17 protein-coding genes are annotated in these 15,647 nt (G+C 62.3%); 7 read left to right on the top strand and 10 right to left on the bottom strand.

All coding sequences use genetic code 11. From position 1 onward, the window contains the following. Positions 1-43: 43 nt before the first annotated feature. The 3 genes from RQX22_RS18785 to RQX22_RS18775 all read left to right on the top strand — a co-directional run bounded on the left by RQX22_RS18785 (position 44) and on the right by RQX22_RS18775 (position 3,010). A complete protein-coding gene (locus RQX22_RS18785; protein WP_315728663.1) occupies positions 44-1,189 on the top strand; it encodes an FAD-dependent oxidoreductase in 1,146 nt (381 codons plus the stop codon). Between the two features lie 65 nt (positions 1,190-1,254). Continuing rightward, positions 1,255-2,556 carry an ATP-dependent protease ATPase subunit HslU gene (hslU, locus tag RQX22_RS18780; protein ID WP_315728661.1) on the top strand — a complete coding sequence of 434 codons (1,302 nt, stop codon included), beginning with the start codon at positions 1,255-1,257 and terminating at the stop codon, positions 2,554-2,556. A 148-nt stretch (positions 2,557-2,704) separates the two neighbouring features. After that, positions 2,705-3,010, top strand: a complete 306-nt coding sequence (locus RQX22_RS18775; protein ID WP_315728659.1) for a glycine zipper 2TM domain-containing protein — start codon at positions 2,705-2,707, stop codon at positions 3,008-3,010. An 88-nt stretch (positions 3,011-3,098) separates the two neighbouring features. Here RQX22_RS18775 and RQX22_RS18770 read toward each other — a convergent pair whose 3' ends face one another. From RQX22_RS18770 to RQX22_RS18760, 3 genes are all read right to left on the bottom strand, one after another. Further along, positions 3,099-3,905, bottom strand: coding sequence for a hypothetical protein (locus tag RQX22_RS18770; RefSeq protein ID WP_315728658.1), 807 nt, complete (start codon positions 3,903-3,905; stop codon positions 3,099-3,101). A gap of 169 nt (positions 3,906-4,074) precedes the next feature. Next, positions 4,075-4,509 carry a hypothetical protein gene (locus RQX22_RS18765; RefSeq protein WP_315728656.1) on the bottom strand — a complete coding sequence of 145 codons (435 nt, stop codon included), beginning with the start codon at positions 4,507-4,509 and terminating at the stop codon, positions 4,075-4,077. 146 nt (positions 4,510-4,655) lie between these two features. Then, positions 4,656-5,045, bottom strand: coding sequence for a hypothetical protein (locus RQX22_RS18760; RefSeq protein ID WP_315728654.1), 390 nt, complete (start codon positions 5,043-5,045; stop codon positions 4,656-4,658). A gap of 157 nt (positions 5,046-5,202) precedes the next feature. On the opposite strand from RQX22_RS18760, the gene RQX22_RS18755 reads away from it, so the two are divergent. Further along, entirely contained in the window at positions 5,203-5,661 is a 459-nt protein-coding gene (locus tag RQX22_RS18755; RefSeq protein ID WP_315728652.1) for a PA2169 family four-helix-bundle protein, read from the top strand. Positions 5,662-5,670: 9 nt separating this feature from the next. Here the strand turns inward: RQX22_RS18755 and RQX22_RS18750 are convergent, their stop codons facing one another. The 3 genes from RQX22_RS18750 to RQX22_RS18740 form a co-directional block, all read right to left on the bottom strand. After that, positions 5,671-5,844 carry a hypothetical protein gene (locus RQX22_RS18750; RefSeq protein WP_315728650.1) on the bottom strand — a complete coding sequence of 58 codons (174 nt, stop codon included), beginning with the start codon at positions 5,842-5,844 and terminating at the stop codon, positions 5,671-5,673. Positions 5,845-5,914: 70 nt separating this feature from the next. Next, positions 5,915-6,085: a hypothetical protein gene (locus tag RQX22_RS18745; RefSeq protein WP_315728649.1), complete on the bottom strand. Its 171-nt coding sequence runs from the start codon at positions 6,083-6,085 to the stop codon at positions 5,915-5,917. 546 nt (positions 6,086-6,631) lie between these two features. Further along, positions 6,632-7,189 (bottom strand): hypothetical protein, encoded by a 558-nt coding sequence (locus RQX22_RS18740; RefSeq protein ID WP_315728647.1) that lies wholly within the window; start codon positions 7,187-7,189, stop codon positions 6,632-6,634. Between the two features lie 219 nt (positions 7,190-7,408). Between RQX22_RS18740 and RQX22_RS18735 the strand changes: the two genes are divergently transcribed. From RQX22_RS18735 to RQX22_RS18725, 3 genes are all read left to right on the top strand, one after another. Next, a complete protein-coding gene (locus tag RQX22_RS18735; protein ID WP_315728645.1) occupies positions 7,409-7,714 on the top strand; it encodes a hypothetical protein in 306 nt (101 codons plus the stop codon). Positions 7,715-7,849: 135 nt separating this feature from the next. Continuing rightward, positions 7,850-8,515: a response regulator transcription factor gene (locus RQX22_RS18730; protein ID WP_315728643.1), complete on the top strand. Its 666-nt coding sequence runs from the start codon at positions 7,850-7,852 to the stop codon at positions 8,513-8,515. Positions 8,516-8,658: 143 nt separating this feature from the next. Beyond that, complete coding sequence (locus RQX22_RS18725) at positions 8,659-9,966, top strand: sensor histidine kinase (protein WP_410001668.1); 1,308 nt, start codon at positions 8,659-8,661, stop codon at positions 9,964-9,966. A gap of 162 nt (positions 9,967-10,128) precedes the next feature. Here RQX22_RS18725 and RQX22_RS18720 read toward each other — a convergent pair whose 3' ends face one another. The 4 genes from RQX22_RS18720 to RQX22_RS18705 all read right to left on the bottom strand — a co-directional run bounded on the left by RQX22_RS18720 (position 10,129) and on the right by RQX22_RS18705 (position 15,374). Beyond that, entirely contained in the window at positions 10,129-11,175 is a 1,047-nt protein-coding gene (locus RQX22_RS18720; RefSeq protein WP_315728639.1) for a M42 family metallopeptidase, read from the bottom strand. Between the two features lie 124 nt (positions 11,176-11,299). Beyond that, positions 11,300-12,754: a serine hydrolase gene (locus tag RQX22_RS18715; protein ID WP_315728637.1), complete on the bottom strand. Its 1,455-nt coding sequence runs from the start codon at positions 12,752-12,754 to the stop codon at positions 11,300-11,302. Next, positions 12,751-14,052 carry a spinster family MFS transporter gene (locus RQX22_RS18710; protein ID WP_315728635.1) on the bottom strand — a complete coding sequence of 434 codons (1,302 nt, stop codon included), beginning with the start codon at positions 14,050-14,052 and terminating at the stop codon, positions 12,751-12,753. The genes RQX22_RS18715 and RQX22_RS18710 overlap by 4 nt, the downstream gene beginning before the upstream one ends. Next, positions 14,049-15,374 (bottom strand): dienelactone hydrolase family protein, encoded by a 1,326-nt coding sequence (locus tag RQX22_RS18705; protein WP_315728633.1) that lies wholly within the window; start codon positions 15,372-15,374, stop codon positions 14,049-14,051. Before RQX22_RS18705 ends, RQX22_RS18710 begins: the two co-directional genes overlap by 4 nt. Between the last annotated feature and the right edge of the window lie 273 nt (positions 15,375-15,647).

Below are 15,647 nucleotides of genomic sequence, written 5' to 3'. Positions count from 1 at the left end.
CCTCCCGATTCACAGAAGCATGATCATGCTCTAGAGCGGATGGATGTCCGGAGTTGGCTCCGCATTGCCCGACCGCCGCCATGTCATCCGCTCGGCCATGCTGGCGGCGGGCGGAATGGCGTTCTCAGGATGTACGACCGGCGGCGCCCGCCCGCAAAGGCCTGGCCTCGCGACCGCCTGCCTGCACCCCGTGAAGGTCTCGGCGGATCGGATCATCCGCACGGAGGCCGGCCTGCGTCCCTATCGCGCGAGCGGCTTCGTGGTCCGCGCCGAACCGGTCGGCGCCGCGCGCGTCATTCACAATTACGGTCATGGCGGCGCCGGCATCAGCCTGAGCTGGGGAAGCTCGAAGCTCGCCACCGAGCTCGGCTTGCCCGGCCATAGCGGCGCGGTTGCGGTCATCGGCGCCGGTGTGATGGGATTGACCACGGCGCGGCTGGTCCAGGAGGCCGGATTCCCGGTTACGGTCTACGCCGCGTCATTGCCGCCCGGCACGACGTCCAACATCGCCGGCGGCCAATGGCTCCCGGCCGGCCATTATCGGGAACATGCCGTCACGCCCGAATGGCAAAGACAATATCGGGCCGCCGCCGATTATAGCTGGCGCCGCTTCCAGATCATGGTCGGCGACGATTATGGGATAAGGTGGCTGCCGACCTACACGGAAGCCGATGCGCCGCGGCCCCCGCTGCTGCCGACCTTTCCGCCCATCAACAGGCTGCTGACTACGGAGGAACATCCGTTCCCGCTGGAATCCGTGGTGCGGTTCGATACGATGTATATCGAAGCCGGACGCTTCCTGCGCCGGCTCATGCAGGACATCCGGATCGGCGGCGGGAGCATCCAGGTGCGCAGCTTCGCCTCGCCTGCGGAGATCGCCGCCTTGCCGGAAAAGCTGGTGTTCAACTGCACCGGCCTCGGTGCCCGGCAGCTGTTCGGCGATGAAGGGATGCACCCGGTCCGCGGCCAGCTTGCGATCCTGCTGCCGCAGCCGGAGGTGGATTACGCCTTCATGGGCGATGCGGGCTATATGTTCCCGCGTGCCGATGGCATCATCCTCGGTGGAACCTACGAACATGGCCAATGGTCGCCGGAGACAGACCCCCGCACCATCGACGGCATCATCGCATCGCACCGCCACCTGTTCGAAGCTTTTCGTTGTTCCGGGAGACCGGATCTGCCGGCTTGATTCCCGCGGGCCCATGTCCATCTAGGGTCCCAGAACGTGAAGAATTCCTGACGGGCAACATCCACATGAACGATAATCTCACCCCCAAGGCGGTGGTCGCCGCCCTCGACGCGCATATCGTCGGCCAGAACGAAGCGAAGCGCGCCGTGGCGGTGGCGCTACGCAATCGGTGGCGCCGCCAGCGCCTGTCCGACGATCTTCGTGACGAGGTGACACCCAAGAACATATTGATGATCGGACCGACCGGTTGCGGCAAGACGGAAATCAGCCGCAGGCTGGCGAAGCTCGCCGACGCGCCTTTCGTCAAGGTCGAGGCGACCAAGTTCACCGAGGTCGGCTATGTCGGGCGCGACGTCGAGCAGATCGCCCGCGATCTGGTCGAGGAAGCCGTGCGGCTTGAGAAGGATCGCCGGCGCGCGGCCGTGAAGGCGGCCGCCGAGGAGGCCGCGATGGAGCGTTTGCTCGACGCGCTGACCGGCAAGGGCGCCAGCGAGGCGACCCGCGAAAGCTTCCGCCGCCGCTTCGCCGACAACCATCTCGACGACAGCGAGGTCGAGATCGAAATCAATGACAGCCCGGCCGCACCGTTCGAGATTCCGGGCATGGGCGGACAGGTTGGCATGATCAACCTGTCCGACATGATGAGCAAGGCGATGGGCCAGCAACCCAAGAAGAAACGGCGGCTGAAGGTTCGAGAGGCCTGGACAAAATTGGTCGAGGAAGAAGCGGACCGCCGGCTCGACGCCGACGACGTCAATCGCACCGCTCTGGCCGATGCCGAAGCCAATGGCATCGTCTTCCTCGATGAAATCGACAAGATCGCCGTCTCCGACGTTCGCGGCGGTTCGGTTAGTCGGGAAGGTGTTCAGCGGGACCTGCTGCCGCTGATCGAAGGAACCACTGTCGCCACCAAATATGGGCCGATGAAGACGGACCATATTCTCTTCATCGCCTCCGGCGCCTTCCATGTCGCGAAGCCGAGCGACCTGTTGCCCGAGCTCCAGGGACGGTTGCCGATCCGGGTCGAGCTGAAAGCGCTCACCGAGGAGGATTTCGTCCGGATTCTTTCCGCCACCCAGGCCAGCCTCACCGAACAATATCGTGCCCTCATCGCCACCGAAGGCGTCGAAGTGACCTTCACCGAAGACGGTATCCGCCATATCGCCCGCATCGCGGCCGAGGTGAACGGCCAGGTCGAGAATATCGGCGCGCGGCGGTTGCAGACGGTGATGGAAAAATTGCTGGAGGATATCAGTTTCGACGCCGAGGAAAGACGGGGGGACAAGGTGATCGTCGACGCGGCCTATGTGGACGCGCAGCTCGCCGATATCGCGCGCGACACCGATCTCAGCAAATATGTGCTCTGATAGGGACATTCTGCCAAAGACGATGATTGCGCATTCCGGTTCGCCACCGGAATATTATATCCGTTCGGCCCGTTGTGCGATGTTCATGCAACCGGCGCGATAGACACGGCGTTGTCCCGAACAGTTCGTCAAACGAAGGACCCTAGTCATGCGTAAATTTGCTCTCGCTTTCGCTGCCGCCACCCTGACCGTGCCCGTCATGCCGAGCGTCGCCCTGGCCAATCATGACGGATATTATCATGGCAAGACCTGGCGAGGTTCCGACGGAAGGCTGCGCTGCCGCAAGAAGAACGGAACGGTCGGCCTGATCGTCGGCGGGGCAGCGGGCGCGCTTGCCGGACGCGCCATCGACACGCGCGGCGAACGGGCCACCGGCACCATATTGGGCGCCGCCGCCGGCGCCCTTGTCGGTCGGGAGATCGATCGCAACAGCAGCAAGCGCCGCTGCCGCTGACCGATCCTCGGATCGGAACGAGAATGAGAAAGGGACGCTCCTTCCGGAGCGTCCCTTTTTTTCGAGCGCCCGCGGTGGACGCTGTTGCTCAGCTGCCGGGGGTATCGCCCTTGGCAGAAGCCTTCGCGCCGCGCCCACCGCCGCCCCGCTTGGCCGTGCTCTTCTTGCCGCCCGTTGCAGAACGGGTCTTTGCTGCCGAGGTAGCCGCCTTCGTTCGTGTGGAAGTGCCGGCGCTGGATTTCGCCGCAGCCGCGGGTTTGCGCGCCGTGACCGACGATGCCGTTTTCCTCTTTCGGGTTCCTGTACCGCTCGTTCCGCTCTTCGGAGCCTTCGCGCTCGGGCTCGCAGCCGTGGCCGCGGATTTCGTGCGGCTGGCGCTTTCTGCCGACGCCGCTTTGGCACGGCCGGCAGTACCGGTCTTGCGCGTGCCGGCGGCCCCGGTCTTCTTCCGGGTCGAGCTCGACCGTTTGGCAGCCGCTCCCGTCGAAGCGCCTTTGGCTCTCGGCGTGGCGGCGTCGGACTTTGCCGAGCCGCGGGTGGAACCTGATCCACCTTCGCTGGACGAGGACAGCATCCGTCGCACGGCATCGGTCGCCGCGGTGACGATCGCGGCGCCGATCTTCGACGCGCTGTCGGCGGCTGCCTCGGCACCTTCATAGGCGTCGCGGCCGGCGTCACGAACGGTCTTGCGGACGCGGGCATTGGCCGTGAGCGCCGCGGCAGCGGTAACCAGACCGGCGGCCAGCATGGAGCGCGCAACCGGGTTCTGGGCAAGCTCGGCTGCTTTCTGACCGGCCTCCTTGAGAGCGTCCGGAAAAGCGCCGGCCGCGACGCGCTTCTTGGCGGCGCCTGCCTGATTTGCCTTATTGTCGTTCGATGAGTTCTTGTTGGCCATTTTCAGTCTTCCCGATCCTTGAGGTGCGTGACAAGCCGATCTTATAACTGCAACGTAACAAATTATTGCCTAACAAGACGTGCGGACATGCGAAAGGGTTCCCTTCGCATGTCCGCGCGATCGAACGGTTTACCCAAGGGGGCAAAGCGCCAGTCGGTCGGAACATCAATCAGGACCGGTCGCCTTCGGACACGATCGATTGCCCGCGATCCTGATGCTCCCGCTGATCCTGCTCGAACTCACTGGCTCCGCTCTGTTGCTGCTCGCTTCCCGAGCGGTCCTGGTTGCGCCGACCGTCCTGGATCGAGCCTTGTCCTTCGGCCAGGGCAGATCCACCGCGGCCGCCACCTTGCATTTCGTCATAGCGCTCGCCGCGCGACTGGCCATCGGAACCGCCGCTTCGGCTGGTATCGCCGGCGAGACCGACCTTGTCATCTTGCTGCTGGCCTTGATGGTTTTCGCGGTTTTGATCGTAACGGCCGCCGCTGTTGCCGTCTTGCTGCCGTTCGCGGTTGCCGCCCAAGCTCGCGCTTCCGCCGACCGATTCCGATTGGTGAGAATCGCTGCCCGAAATTCCGCTGCTCCGGTTGTTCTGCTCGTTCACTGCATCCTCCATCTTTGCGTGTGGCTGGTTCGACGCGAACGCTCGAAGGACGCCCTGGCTCCTATGCGAGCGCCAGAGGGAGCGCGATAGAGGACCAACGTCATCCTATTCGATCTGTACGATTGAAGGCGCCTTGGCGCCTGTGATCAGGGTGTCGACGAACGCCGGGATGTGGCGCCGGGATAAGGTGTTCCGTCAGGTAGGACTGCCTCGGGCGTGGCCTGAATCTTCGCTTTCCCGTCCTCGCCCCGACCCTTCTTCCGCTCCAGATCCCCGGGGATCTCCTCATGCCGCGCCTCATCGCTTTCGGGCAGGGGATGTCCTGCTTCTTCCACCACGCTCAAGCTCCCTGAAATCCTGTCATCCGGCCGGCCCGCGCGTCCCGCCAGATCGCCGGTCATAATCCTGCCATGAACCTCGTCGCCATGCGGATCCATGGCGGCGGGTTCATCGCGCTCGCTGCCGCCGTCGCCCGTCAGACGCTCGCCGTTCCCACGCTGGCTGTCGCGTGCCCAACCCCTTGCTGATCCTGTCACGTCACTCTCTCATGCAGCGCCGGTTTGAGGCGAGTCAGACATCAACGTGCGCACCAGACCTCCGTTCCGCAGCGGGGCCGGGCGGTTCGTAGAAAGCGCGCAGCCTTCCGCTGCCAGGTGCGTTCGTGGTCATGAACTCCAAACGGAAGAGAGCGACATGTTCGAAAAGAAGCACGATATCGAAATCCTCAACGGCCTGATCGAAACCACGGTGGACAGTATCGACGGCTATCGCCGCTCGGCCGAGGAAGCGCCGGACAGCCGCTTTGCCGCCGAGTTCCTGGACCGCGCTGCCGAGCGGGCGCGCGTCGTGGTGGGGTTGCGCGAGGAAATTCGAAGGCTCGGCGGCGAGCCCAAGGACGATGGCAGCTTGCTGGCGGCCGCCCATCGGACTTTCCTGACATTGCGCGATACCGTCGCGGGCGGAGACGACAAGGCGGTGATCGCCGAGGTCGATCGGGGCGAATCCTATCTGAACAAGACATGGGAAGACGCGCTCGCGAACGAGGAGCTTTCTCCGGAAGCCCGGAAGCTGATCGCGCAGAATTACGAAACCGTGCGGGCCGGGCACCAACGGTGGCAAGCGGTCCATCATAGCATGGAAGAACGGGATTGAAGGGGGCGTTCAGGCCTCGAGCGGCGGGACCGGCAGTGGGCCGGAACAGCATTTGGCCGAAGCGCTGCGATCCTTGAACTGTTTGAAAAGCGACTTTTCCTGTTGCTGACGCTGAAGCTGCTCATCGTAGAGGCTTCTCGCGCGGCCCTGTCCGGGCACCACAATGTCGGGCTTGTCTTTCATCGGTGCCGAAACGCAGCCGAGCCGGCCATCGTTCCCAGGTGACGCCAAGCCTGCAGGCGTTGCGGGATGATCACGCAACAGGCTGCAAGCTGTTGGCAGCCTGTAATTTGGGCATGGGCTGCAAGGGTGCGGTCGACCGCTGCTGCTGCTGCTGCTCGATCAGCTGTTGCTGCATCTGCTGCTGCTGCCGGCGCTGCAGGCGCGCGGCATCGCCTATGCTGCGGTCGCGTTTGCGGTCCATGGTCCTGAAAAAGCTCATCACCAGATTTAACGCCCGGAAGAGCGAAGCGTTGCGCGGCCGGTGTGGACCGGGCGCTAAAATGTCACGATTGGCGGCACCGGGGTCGTCCGAATGATCGCATAGGCGCTTCGGCTGGCTGGCGGCCGATCATGAGATTGTGAGCCGGACGGGGCGAAGGCCAGGGATTGGGGGCCATAAAAGCTGAAGGCATATAAGCTGAAGGGTCGCCGAGCCTTAACTCGGCGACCCCCAAACATGGTCAGCGGCCGGAACGCTCCAGCCCGGAAGAACTTGGAAAGGCTTAGCCTTTCGTCCTCCGAACGAGCAGAACCGACCTCTGTGCTGAACCATGAGACATCGGATCACCTCCTTTCGCTTGTTGAAGACGATGCGAGAATGAATCATCGTGAATCCGCGCACAAGTCTTGTTTTGATTTTTTTTGGCGTTAGATTCTTCGACTTCGCGCTGCTTCCAGCGCCCCCGCAAAATCGTCGTAGCCGGCCGAGTGGAGGCGACAGCCATCCCAGGGATCGCCCGGACCAGTCTCAGCCTCGGCAATCCTCGACGACCCGCGCCGTCTCTGGCCAGGTCGGCACTACCAGGATCGGCAATTCCGGCGCATCGACGGTGAAGCGACCGCGGCTGAAGACGATCGAATCCAGGAAGGAGTCCGAGGCAGCGAAGGTCGCGCGGCTGTGCGGCAGCGGATCGGCCCGAACCGTTGCCGGGACATTTCTCGCCCCGAAGGAGGTTCGGATTTCGAGCCAGCCGCCGGTTGCGCTGCCTTCCCTGGAAAGGATCACCCGACGCTGCGCCCGGTCGCAACGCAGGCTGAGGCGAACTTCCGAACCGGCCATGCCGAAGCGCGCCTCCGATCCGGCTGCGTCGCTGCGATAGGACCATGTACCCGGCGTCAGCGGAATGTCGCTCCAGTCCGGCACGGCGGCAGGAGGCGGCGGTGGTGTGGGCGCAGGCGACGGCGCGGGCTGCGGCTGGACCGGAGCGGGCCGCGCAGGCGGCGTTTCCACGCGCGGGACGCAGGCCGCCGCCAGCAGCATCGACGCCGATGCGGCCGGCCTTCCCCATTTTCCCATCATGCCCATCGCGCAACAATTCCTTTCGTTTCCAACAGCACGGCCGCCAGCCCGCTCCAACCCCCCGGGGGCGAAACCGGGCCCACCGGTGCCGCGCCCGCGGCGCACCGGGCCCAGACCGCGCCATCTGCGGCTCCGGCTACCCGGTCGGCCCATCGGGGACATTCATGGCCTATTCAATGGCCATCTTCTATGCCACCCGGAGTGCAGACAATATGTGTTGAGTAGATGAGTCGTACCCTCTTGTTCCTTTTCGCGGCCTTCGGAGCGGCCGCGCTGACGCCGCAGGCCGACGCCCGTCCCCGCGACCGGGAGCAGGATGCAGCCTTTCGCGGCACCAAGGAAGGGCGGTTCATTCCGCTCCGGGTCATCGAATCGCGGATCATTCCCCGCATGCGCGGCTTCGACTATCTCGGCCCCGAACTGGATCCCGGCATGGGTCTTTACCGGCTGAAATTCATGCGCGGCGCCCAGGTGATCTGGATCGACGTCGACGCCCGCACCGGCCAGGTGGTCGGCAAATCCGGTTTCTAGGATACGGACGCATCTTCTAAAAGTCGTCGCGCTGCCGTAACAGATCGCCCATTCGTCCGCCGTGCCATGAAACCATTGGCATTCGCACAGGTTGGGCGGATAGATGCTGTGCAAGGCCAAGCGGAGACGAATGTAATGCGGGTTCTAATCGTCGAGGACGAGCCCAATCTGGGCCGGCAGCTGCGTGCGACATTGGAGGGCGCCGGTTATGCGGTCGATCTCGCCACCGATGGCGAGGACGGCCATTATCTGGGCTCCACCGAAAGCTATGATGCGATCATCCTCGATCTCGGCCTGCCGGAGATTGACGGTCTGACCGTGCTCGACCGGTGGCGCAAGGAAGGAATAGCCGTTCCCGTGCTGGTGCTGACGGCGCGCGACAGCTGGTCGGACAAGGTTGCAGGCCTGGACGCCGGCGCCGACGATTATCTCGCCAAACCGTTCCAGACCGAGGAGCTGATCGCCCGGCTACGCGCGCTGATCCGGCGCGCCTCGGGCAATTCCAGCTCCGAGCTCACCGCCGGCGACGTCCGGCTCGACACGCGCTCCGGCAAGGTCACGCTGAACGGCGAGCCCGTGAAGCTGACGGCCCAGGAATATAAATTGCTGTCCTATCTGATGCACCACAAGGGCAAGGTGGTGTCGCGGACCGAGCTGATCGAACATATTTACGACCAGGATTTCGACCGCGATTCCAACACGATCGAGGTGTTCGTGACACGGATCCGCAAGAAATTGGGGCCGGACGTGATCACCACGATCCGCGGGCTCGGCTATTCGCTGGAAGATCCCGGCGCCTGAGTGCCTGGCAAGCGGACCATCGTTCAGCCTGTGTTTCCCGGGCCTGCTCCACGTGAGGCGCCGGATCCGAGCGAGGGCGGATGAAAAGGCTTTTCCAAAAGCGGACGCGAAAGACCGCCGGCACCGGCTCGCTCACGCGGCGGATGATCGGCATATCCGCCTTGTGGATCCTGCTCCTGCTTGGGGTGGGCGGCATCGCGCTCGACCGCGTGATGAAATCGGCCATCACCCGCAATTTCGACGCCCAGCTCGAATATGTGCTGACCGGCCTGATCGCCTCGTCCGAAATCGGACCCGAGGGAGAAGTCCTGTTCAATAGGCCGCCCGCCGACCAGCGCTTCCTGGAACCTTATTCGGGCGTCTATTGGCAGGTTACTGGCGAGGGTTTCGAACCTTTTCCCTCCCGGTCGCTATGGGACCGCCGGCTGCAGGTCCAGGACCGGCACCACGATTCCGGCATTCACACCTATGACAGCCGCCAGTTCCCGATGGAGGAATTGCGCATATTGGAACGTGACGTCAGGCTGCCGGGATCGCCGATCGTCTGGCGTTTCCAGGTCGCCCAGAGCCGGGAGGGACTGGACGAGCAGATCAGCGTGCTGCGTACCACCATGATCCGGTCCTTCGGCATCCTGGGCCTGGGCCTCATCGTCCTCGCGGCGCTTCAGGCCTTTTACGGCTTGTGGCCGCTCCGCCGCGTGCGCCAGTCGATCGCTTCCATCAGATCCGGCGAAAAATCCCGCATCGAGGAACGCTTTCCGCGCGAGATCGAGCCGCTGACCGAGGAATTGAACGCTCTGCTGGAGCATAATGAGGTCCAGGCCGAAGAAGCGCGCCGCCACGCCGGCAATCTCGCCCATGCGCTGAAGACGCCGCTCACCGTCATCACCAACGCCGCCACCGCGAAGAGCCCCGATCTGGCCGATACCGTCTGCCGCGAAGCGACGACGATGCGGCGGCAGGTCGACCATCACCTCGCCCGCGCGCGCGCCATCGGCCGCCGCGCCAGCGCCCAGGCCCGGTCCGACGTCTGGCCGTCGCTCGAAGCGGTGGAGCGGGCGGTGAGCCGGCTCTACGAGGACGTGACCGTCGACCTCGCCGGGGAGAAGAAGGCAGCGGTGCGGGTCGAGCGCCAGGATCTGGACGAGATGCTCGGCAACCTCATCGAGAATGCCGCGAAATATGGCGGCGGCCGGGTGTTCGTCACCGTCCGCACCACCCCTGACTGCGTCGAAATCGAGGTCGAGGATGATGGCGGCGGCATACCGGAGGAAGAAAGAAGCAATATCTTCGACCGCGGCGCCCGGCTGGACGTGGAAAAACCTGGCACCGGCCTCGGCCTCGCCATCGTCCGCGACGTCGCGGAAATCTATGGAGGATCGATCCACCTCGAGGAAAGCGAGGATCTGGGCGGATTGCTGGCACGGCTGAAGCTGCCTTTGGCCAAATGAAGCCGATGGGCCGGATGTTCAACGATGAGAAAGACCCCGCCGGCTCCCGAAGGTTCGAAAGTTCGGCTTCCTAAAGCCTGAGAAGTCCACTCGCACTCTCAAAGATATTGAATGAGTGATCGGCGTGGTTGGCAGCAATCGTATGTGCTCCCGCACCCCAGTCTAGAAATTGGCGCAAAGGTCGGACTGGCTCAGCGCCTCCAGCACATCGACGCATTGCGCGATGACGTCGAGCCGGGCGATCTCATAGCCATGCGTGTTTTGCGTCGGGAACGCCAAGCAGGCTGCGCGACCGACATTGCCATATTTCGTTGCAATCGAGCCATCGCTCCCGAATCCGCTCAATGCAGCCATTTGCAAGGAAATTGACCGGCTTTCGGCCAGGCGACTTATGCCTTCGTTCAAATAGCTATCGTACAGAGCGTTGGAATCCTCGGCAAGGAGCACCGGCCGATCGTCCGCGATGGCATATTCAGGAGCGATCGGGGCTATTTCAAGAGCGACAAGCGCATCCAAGTGATGGCGCTGCGCGAAGTAATTCGCGCCGATCGCTCCCACCTCCTCCTTGGAGGAAAAGACCAGATAGATGTCGGAGACCGGATTTTCGATCCTCCTAGCCAATTCGACAAGGGCAGCCACCGAAGCTTTGTTGTCGAGCGTATAGCTGGCAATATGATCGCGTAACCGAAACGGTTTCTTGCGATGTCGACCCACGACCATACGCGTTCCGATCGTGACGCCCGCCTCCTCGATTTCCTGAACCGACAGCTTGGTTTCGATCCAGGCATCCTCCCATAGCAGGGGCTTGGTCTCCTTGTGCACGAATTGTGGGGACGCATGGGATACGTGGCGCGATCCGAAAGACAATATGCCGCTAATGCATTGCCGACTGCCGAGCAGATCGACCACGCCTTCGCCATACACCCAGGGAAAGGACCCGCCGAGCTTACGGACCCGAAGTCGGCCATCCGGTTCGATCGCCCTTACTATGGCTGCGATCTCGTCCTTATGGGCCGTGATGGCGATACTGCCCCGCCCGCTTCCAGGAAATTTGACGATCAGATTCTCGCTCGCATCCTTTTCCAAGCGCAAGCCCATTTGCTGGAATCGCGCCGTCAGGAAGACGTCTATTTCCATCTCCCTGCCGGATGGCGAATGGCACATCACCAACTCGCTAATGGCTTCGAACAAAGCGTCATCGTCTCTCATGATTCTTCCTGACTCGTGGTAATCGGTGGAGAGGTGGGGACTTGGTCCCTTCGCACCCCCGGAGAGCTTGCACGGCAGATCGGAAGGGACACCATCGACGTGCGCTGGCCGGCGACTGCGTCCGTCATGACTTCGTCGCCTTGGTAAACCGGACCGGTGCCGTCGCCGGTTCAAGTGAAACGCGCAGGGCGCACACGGCCCCATCTTCATCGATTTCGAACAAGAAGCGGCTTGCTGCATCGAAAGGATTGGGAAGATGCCGGGGAAAGAGGTCGTTATCGCAGACGACCCAGGCATTGAAATGCCAATGGCGCATCGGCAGCCGCAGCGCACCTCGGCGAAGCAGAAGCCCTTCGTCCTGGACCAAGAGCTCGATTTCTCCATATCCGGGATGAAGGTAACGCCCCGCATATTCTGCTATAGAATGCGAAGGACACGTGCCTTCGATTTTCTTCAAGCCCCTGTCGCGGCGGTCGAGTGCTTCCACAGCCAGGTCATATTTCGCCATCCTTTCCGCAAGTGTCTCGACGGGATCCAAATGGTTCAGAAGGTCGAACGCGCGCTGGTTGATAAGCCTGGCAAGTCCGAGACCCCCGAAGTTGGTAAATGAGACGATACCGATCCGCTCATCCGGGAAGAGCGTCACCTCACTGTTCACATCGTGCGTATTGCCGCCATGGGATAGCCGTCGCCGGCTCTGATAGCGGTCCACGAACCAGCCCATCGCGTAGCCGGCATTGGGCGTCGGCGCGGACGGATCCGTGCCGGTGAATATGCGGGGGGTGTGAATTTCGGCCAACGTAGTCGCGCTGATGATCGGCCCATCCGAACGCCGACTGCCCTCGAGATTGAAGCAAAGCCAGCGCGCCATGTCATTGACGGTCGAGTGGACCGCTCCGCCCGACGGGGCGGTGACATCCGTATCCAGCCGCTGGGATTGAATCAGTTCACGACACCTGTTCTCGTGGTAGCCAAGGCTTGCCTCCCTATCGCTTGGACTTGAGAAACTTGTCGCGGCCATGGCGAGCGGCTCGAGAATGCGATCACGCAACAATATTTCCCAAGGCAGGCCAGTCACGACCTCCGCCACATGACCGGCCACAGTCACGGTGAGGTTGTTGTATTGGAATCGGTCGCGAAATTGGGCGCTGGGATCGAGAAATCGGATTGCCTCCGCCAGATCCTTGCGACTCGAGGGGTTTGCGAGCCAGGCCCAGTCATGCCGCGGCAAGCCGGTTCTCATGATTATGAGGTCGCGAAGCGTCACTTGCGCACTTGCCGCCACGTCCTGCAGCCGAAATCCAGGAAAATAGGATTGGACCGGTTCATCCCAGGCAAGAAGACCTTCGTCTACCAGCGTTCCAATCAGGGTGGCATTCAACGCCTTGGTGGTCGATGCGATAGGATAAGAGGTATTCGCGGACATCGGCAGCTTCGCCTCGCGGTCGCGATAGCCAAAGCCGCTTGAGAAAATGATCGCTCCATCGCGCACGATCGCAATCGCCGCGCCCGGTATGCGCGAAATGCGCGAGATGTCGTCGATTTCCGTAGCAATCGATTCAGCGAAGGATATCGTCATATTTGCTGCACATGCGCTGACGAGGAATTCTCACTGCAGCCTTCGTTCGCGCGGGCGAGATCCGTCATGACCGTCCGACTTGCTTTCCACATATGGAAGGCGGCCCAGAGATAGCCGGGGCACAAGGCGAGCAAGGCGTAACGAAGCGACTCTTCGCCAAACGCGGGCCGAAGCATGTCGCTCAACACACCGGCGATGAGTGGACCGAGACCCAGGCCGATCAGATTTGCGCACAGATAGATGACCGCAATCGACATCGCTCGCATGCGAGCCGGGACCAGGGTCTGCACGGCACCGAACAGGGGCCCCATGACAAGCCCCGTGCCGACCATCGCAAGCGCGAGCAGCAGAAAGGCGAGATAGAGGCTCGTTGCAATGTAGATGCCGGCCTGAAGGATCGCGAAGCCGCAATAAGCTGTGGCAGCTGCCAGAAGCTGAAGCCGTTCGTTGTGTGCCGCAAATCTGGAGGCGAGTGTTCCACCCGCATAGAGGCCTATCAGACCGCCCCCGCCGTACAGCAGGGCGAACCAAGTGCCCAACTCGCCACTGCCAAGGCCGTACGTCCGCATGAAATATGCGGGCTGCCACTGCAGGATTCCGTTGCCGAAGAAAGCGACGATCGAAAAGCAGATTACCAGATTCCGGAACGTTTTGTTGGCGAACAATGTGATCGCGACATGCCACAGCGAGTCTGCCTGCTCGCGCGGCGGCTCCACTGCGGGCACATTTCGCCGCGGCTCCTCGAGCGTGAACCAGACGAGCGCGGCCAGCAGCAGACTTGGAATGCCGACGATAACGAAAGTGGCACGCCAGCCCACAAACTGGTTGATCCACCCGGCCGCGAAATATCCCACCAGTGCGCCAAGCGGTCCGCCAAGATGATATATGGCTACGGCCTTTGGTCGTTCGGCGCGGCTGAAATATTCGGGAATGAGCGAATTGGAAGGGGGAACGGCGCCCGCCTCGCCGACAGCGACGCCGACACGGATCGCGAGCAGTTGGAGGAAATTTCCCGCCGCCCCGCAAAGGGCCATGGCGGCCCCCCATAGCAATGTCGTGATTGAAATGACTGAGATGCGGTCTCCGCGGTCTGCCCACCGCGCAATCGGGATACCCATGATCGAGTAGAAGAATGCGAAAGCAATACCCGTTAGAAGGCCAAGCTGCGTATCGCTCAGATCCAGATCAGCCTTGATATCCTGAAGCATCAGGCCGAGCACCAGGCGATCGGCCGTGTTGAAAGCATAGATCAGGAGAAGGACAAACAGCAGATAGTGCTTGTAGGATGCTGGCTTCATCGACTGCGCACCAGCGGAACAAATCCGCCAGCAAGTGCGGAGAGCCGTCGCCGCGCATCGGCGTTGGTGGGATCTTGCTGGATCGCGCGCCAAAAGTGCTCCATGGCAGCAGCATGGTCGCCGGCTAGATTTCGCGCCCTTCCCAAGCTCGCATGCGCGGTGCTTGAGGAGTCATGAATTCGGACACTGAAATCCAGCAGTGCAACCGCTTCATCGAGACGGCCGAGATCGATCAGGGATTCCGACCAGTTTGTTAGGGCAGGCTCGGCAATGCCAAAGCGCGCATCTCGCTTCGACAGGTCAAAAAGGATTTCATCCAGCTTGTCGAAGCCCCTGCGCCCGACCTCCGCGCAAAAGAAATCGAAGGTCGCGGGAGTTGCGTTGCTCGGTCGAAAATCGACCTCCATATAATGAGGAGGGACGCCATTGCTGACCGGCGCCGCGCCAAGAAACGCCAGAGCCGATTCCTCATGATCCAGATAGGCCTTTAGAAACTGCAGCGTATAACGCGCCATCCAGCCATAGCCCCGCGCGGCATGTTCACGCCCGAAGCCCATCCGTTGCCGGTCGGCAAACCGAGGATCGGCAAACTCCTGCCAAACATTCTCGTTGCGTTGGGCCATGGAGCTGAACTGGCGATGGGTCATCGCAGGCATGTGCACGGAAAGTAGGTCACCGCAGGCCCACGCATTGAGAACATTCGGTCCATCCATCTGGGCACTGGAGAGGTAGCGCGCCTGCTCTTCCATCGACCACTCGCCCTTGGCGAAGGAAATGAGCGGAATGGTCATCTGCTCGGGCCTCACATATCCGGCGCTCTTCACCAGACCGGGCCAGTAGCGGATGCTCCCGTCAAGGGAGACGAGCGCCCGAATGCGATCGTCTCGGGCGGCTGCGAACAAGTTGGCGAGCCCGCCCCAACTAAATCCGGCAACGGCCAGCCGGGATATGTCCGCGCCGGCGAATGTGCTGGCGAACCCGACGAGAAAGGCGATGTCAGCGGCCTGCGCCTCGATGCCGTCAAGATCGGCGGTCATACCGCGGCTGCGTGCACCGATGCTGGCGCTGGCAATCACCACATAACCGTGACTGGCTAAATATTCGCAGAGATCGGCATTCTCCCACGCAACTGAGGAGAAACTCGGCGCGTAGACCAGTACAGGGTGGCACCCTGGAACGATGTCAGCATCGCGAACGCTCCATAATGCATCGTCCAGAGTCGGCTTCAGACCATCCAGCCACTCGCATGCGCGCATCGGCAATGTCGGCGCGTCGAAGTCGGTCTCGCCTGCCCACAGGTGGACATAGTCCCTGACGGTCATCGACTTCGCATGCTCCGGCACGGCCGGATACCAGATCAGAGTTTGTATCGGCCTGGCCCGATCCCTCGCTTCAGGTCTGCCAAGGGGGTCGCACGAAGGCCGAAAAACACGGGAGCGATCGTAGAGCTCGGTAACCTGGAGGCCCACTGCATGCGGACCGGGGGCCTCCGGAAATTCGAATGGCGACACCTCAGCGCCCATGCGCCCACACCCTGGGAACAAACGTCATTCTTCTGAACTGGTCGCGATCCGTGTCGAGAACAAACATGAACA

The sequence above is a fragment of the Sphingosinicella rhizophila genome (genome assembly GCF_032378825.1).
GTDB lineage: Bacteria > Pseudomonadota > Alphaproteobacteria > Sphingomonadales > Sphingomonadaceae > Allosphingosinicella > Allosphingosinicella rhizophila.
Note: the sequence above shows the minus strand (reverse complement) of the source record. Positions and strands in the feature narration are given on the sequence as shown.

Coding starts and splice junctions, on each gene's coding strand:
- RQX22_RS18735 (WP_315728645.1), top strand. CDS start 7,409: ATGAGTCGTACCCTCTTGTTCCTTTTCGCGGCCTTCGGAGCGGCCGCG.
- RQX22_RS18740 (WP_315728647.1), bottom strand. CDS start 7,189: ATGGGCATGATGGGAAAATGGGGAAGGCCGGCCGCATCGGCGTCGATG.
- RQX22_RS18730 (WP_315728643.1), top strand. CDS start 7,850: ATGCGGGTTCTAATCGTCGAGGACGAGCCCAATCTGGGCCGGCAGCTG.
- RQX22_RS18770 (WP_315728658.1), bottom strand. CDS start 3,905: ATGGCCAACAAGAACTCATCGAACGACAATAAGGCAAATCAGGCAGGC.
- RQX22_RS18725 (WP_410001668.1), top strand. CDS start 8,659: ATGATCGGCATATCCGCCTTGTGGATCCTGCTCCTGCTTGGGGTGGGC.
- RQX22_RS18715 (WP_315728637.1), bottom strand. CDS start 12,754: ATGACGATATCCTTCGCTGAATCGATTGCTACGGAAATCGACGACATC.
- RQX22_RS18750 (WP_315728650.1), bottom strand. CDS start 5,844: ATGAAAGACAAGCCCGACATTGTGGTGCCCGGACAGGGCCGCGCGAGA.
- RQX22_RS18710 (WP_315728635.1), bottom strand. CDS start 14,052: ATGAAGCCAGCATCCTACAAGCACTATCTGCTGTTTGTCCTTCTCCTG.
- RQX22_RS18755 (WP_315728652.1), top strand. CDS start 5,203: ATGTTCGAAAAGAAGCACGATATCGAAATCCTCAACGGCCTGATCGAA.
- RQX22_RS18785 (WP_315728663.1), top strand. CDS start 44: ATGTCCGGAGTTGGCTCCGCATTGCCCGACCGCCGCCATGTCATCCGC.
- RQX22_RS18775 (WP_315728659.1), top strand. CDS start 2,705: ATGCGTAAATTTGCTCTCGCTTTCGCTGCCGCCACCCTGACCGTGCCC.
- RQX22_RS18745 (WP_315728649.1), bottom strand. CDS start 6,085: ATGGACCGCAAACGCGACCGCAGCATAGGCGATGCCGCGCGCCTGCAG.
- RQX22_RS18705 (WP_315728633.1), bottom strand. CDS start 15,374: ATGACCGTCAGGGACTATGTCCACCTGTGGGCAGGCGAGACCGACTTC.
- hslU (WP_315728661.1), top strand. CDS start 1,255: ATGAACGATAATCTCACCCCCAAGGCGGTGGTCGCCGCCCTCGACGCG.
- RQX22_RS18720 (WP_315728639.1), bottom strand. CDS start 11,175: ATGAGAGACGATGACGCTTTGTTCGAAGCCATTAGCGAGTTGGTGATG.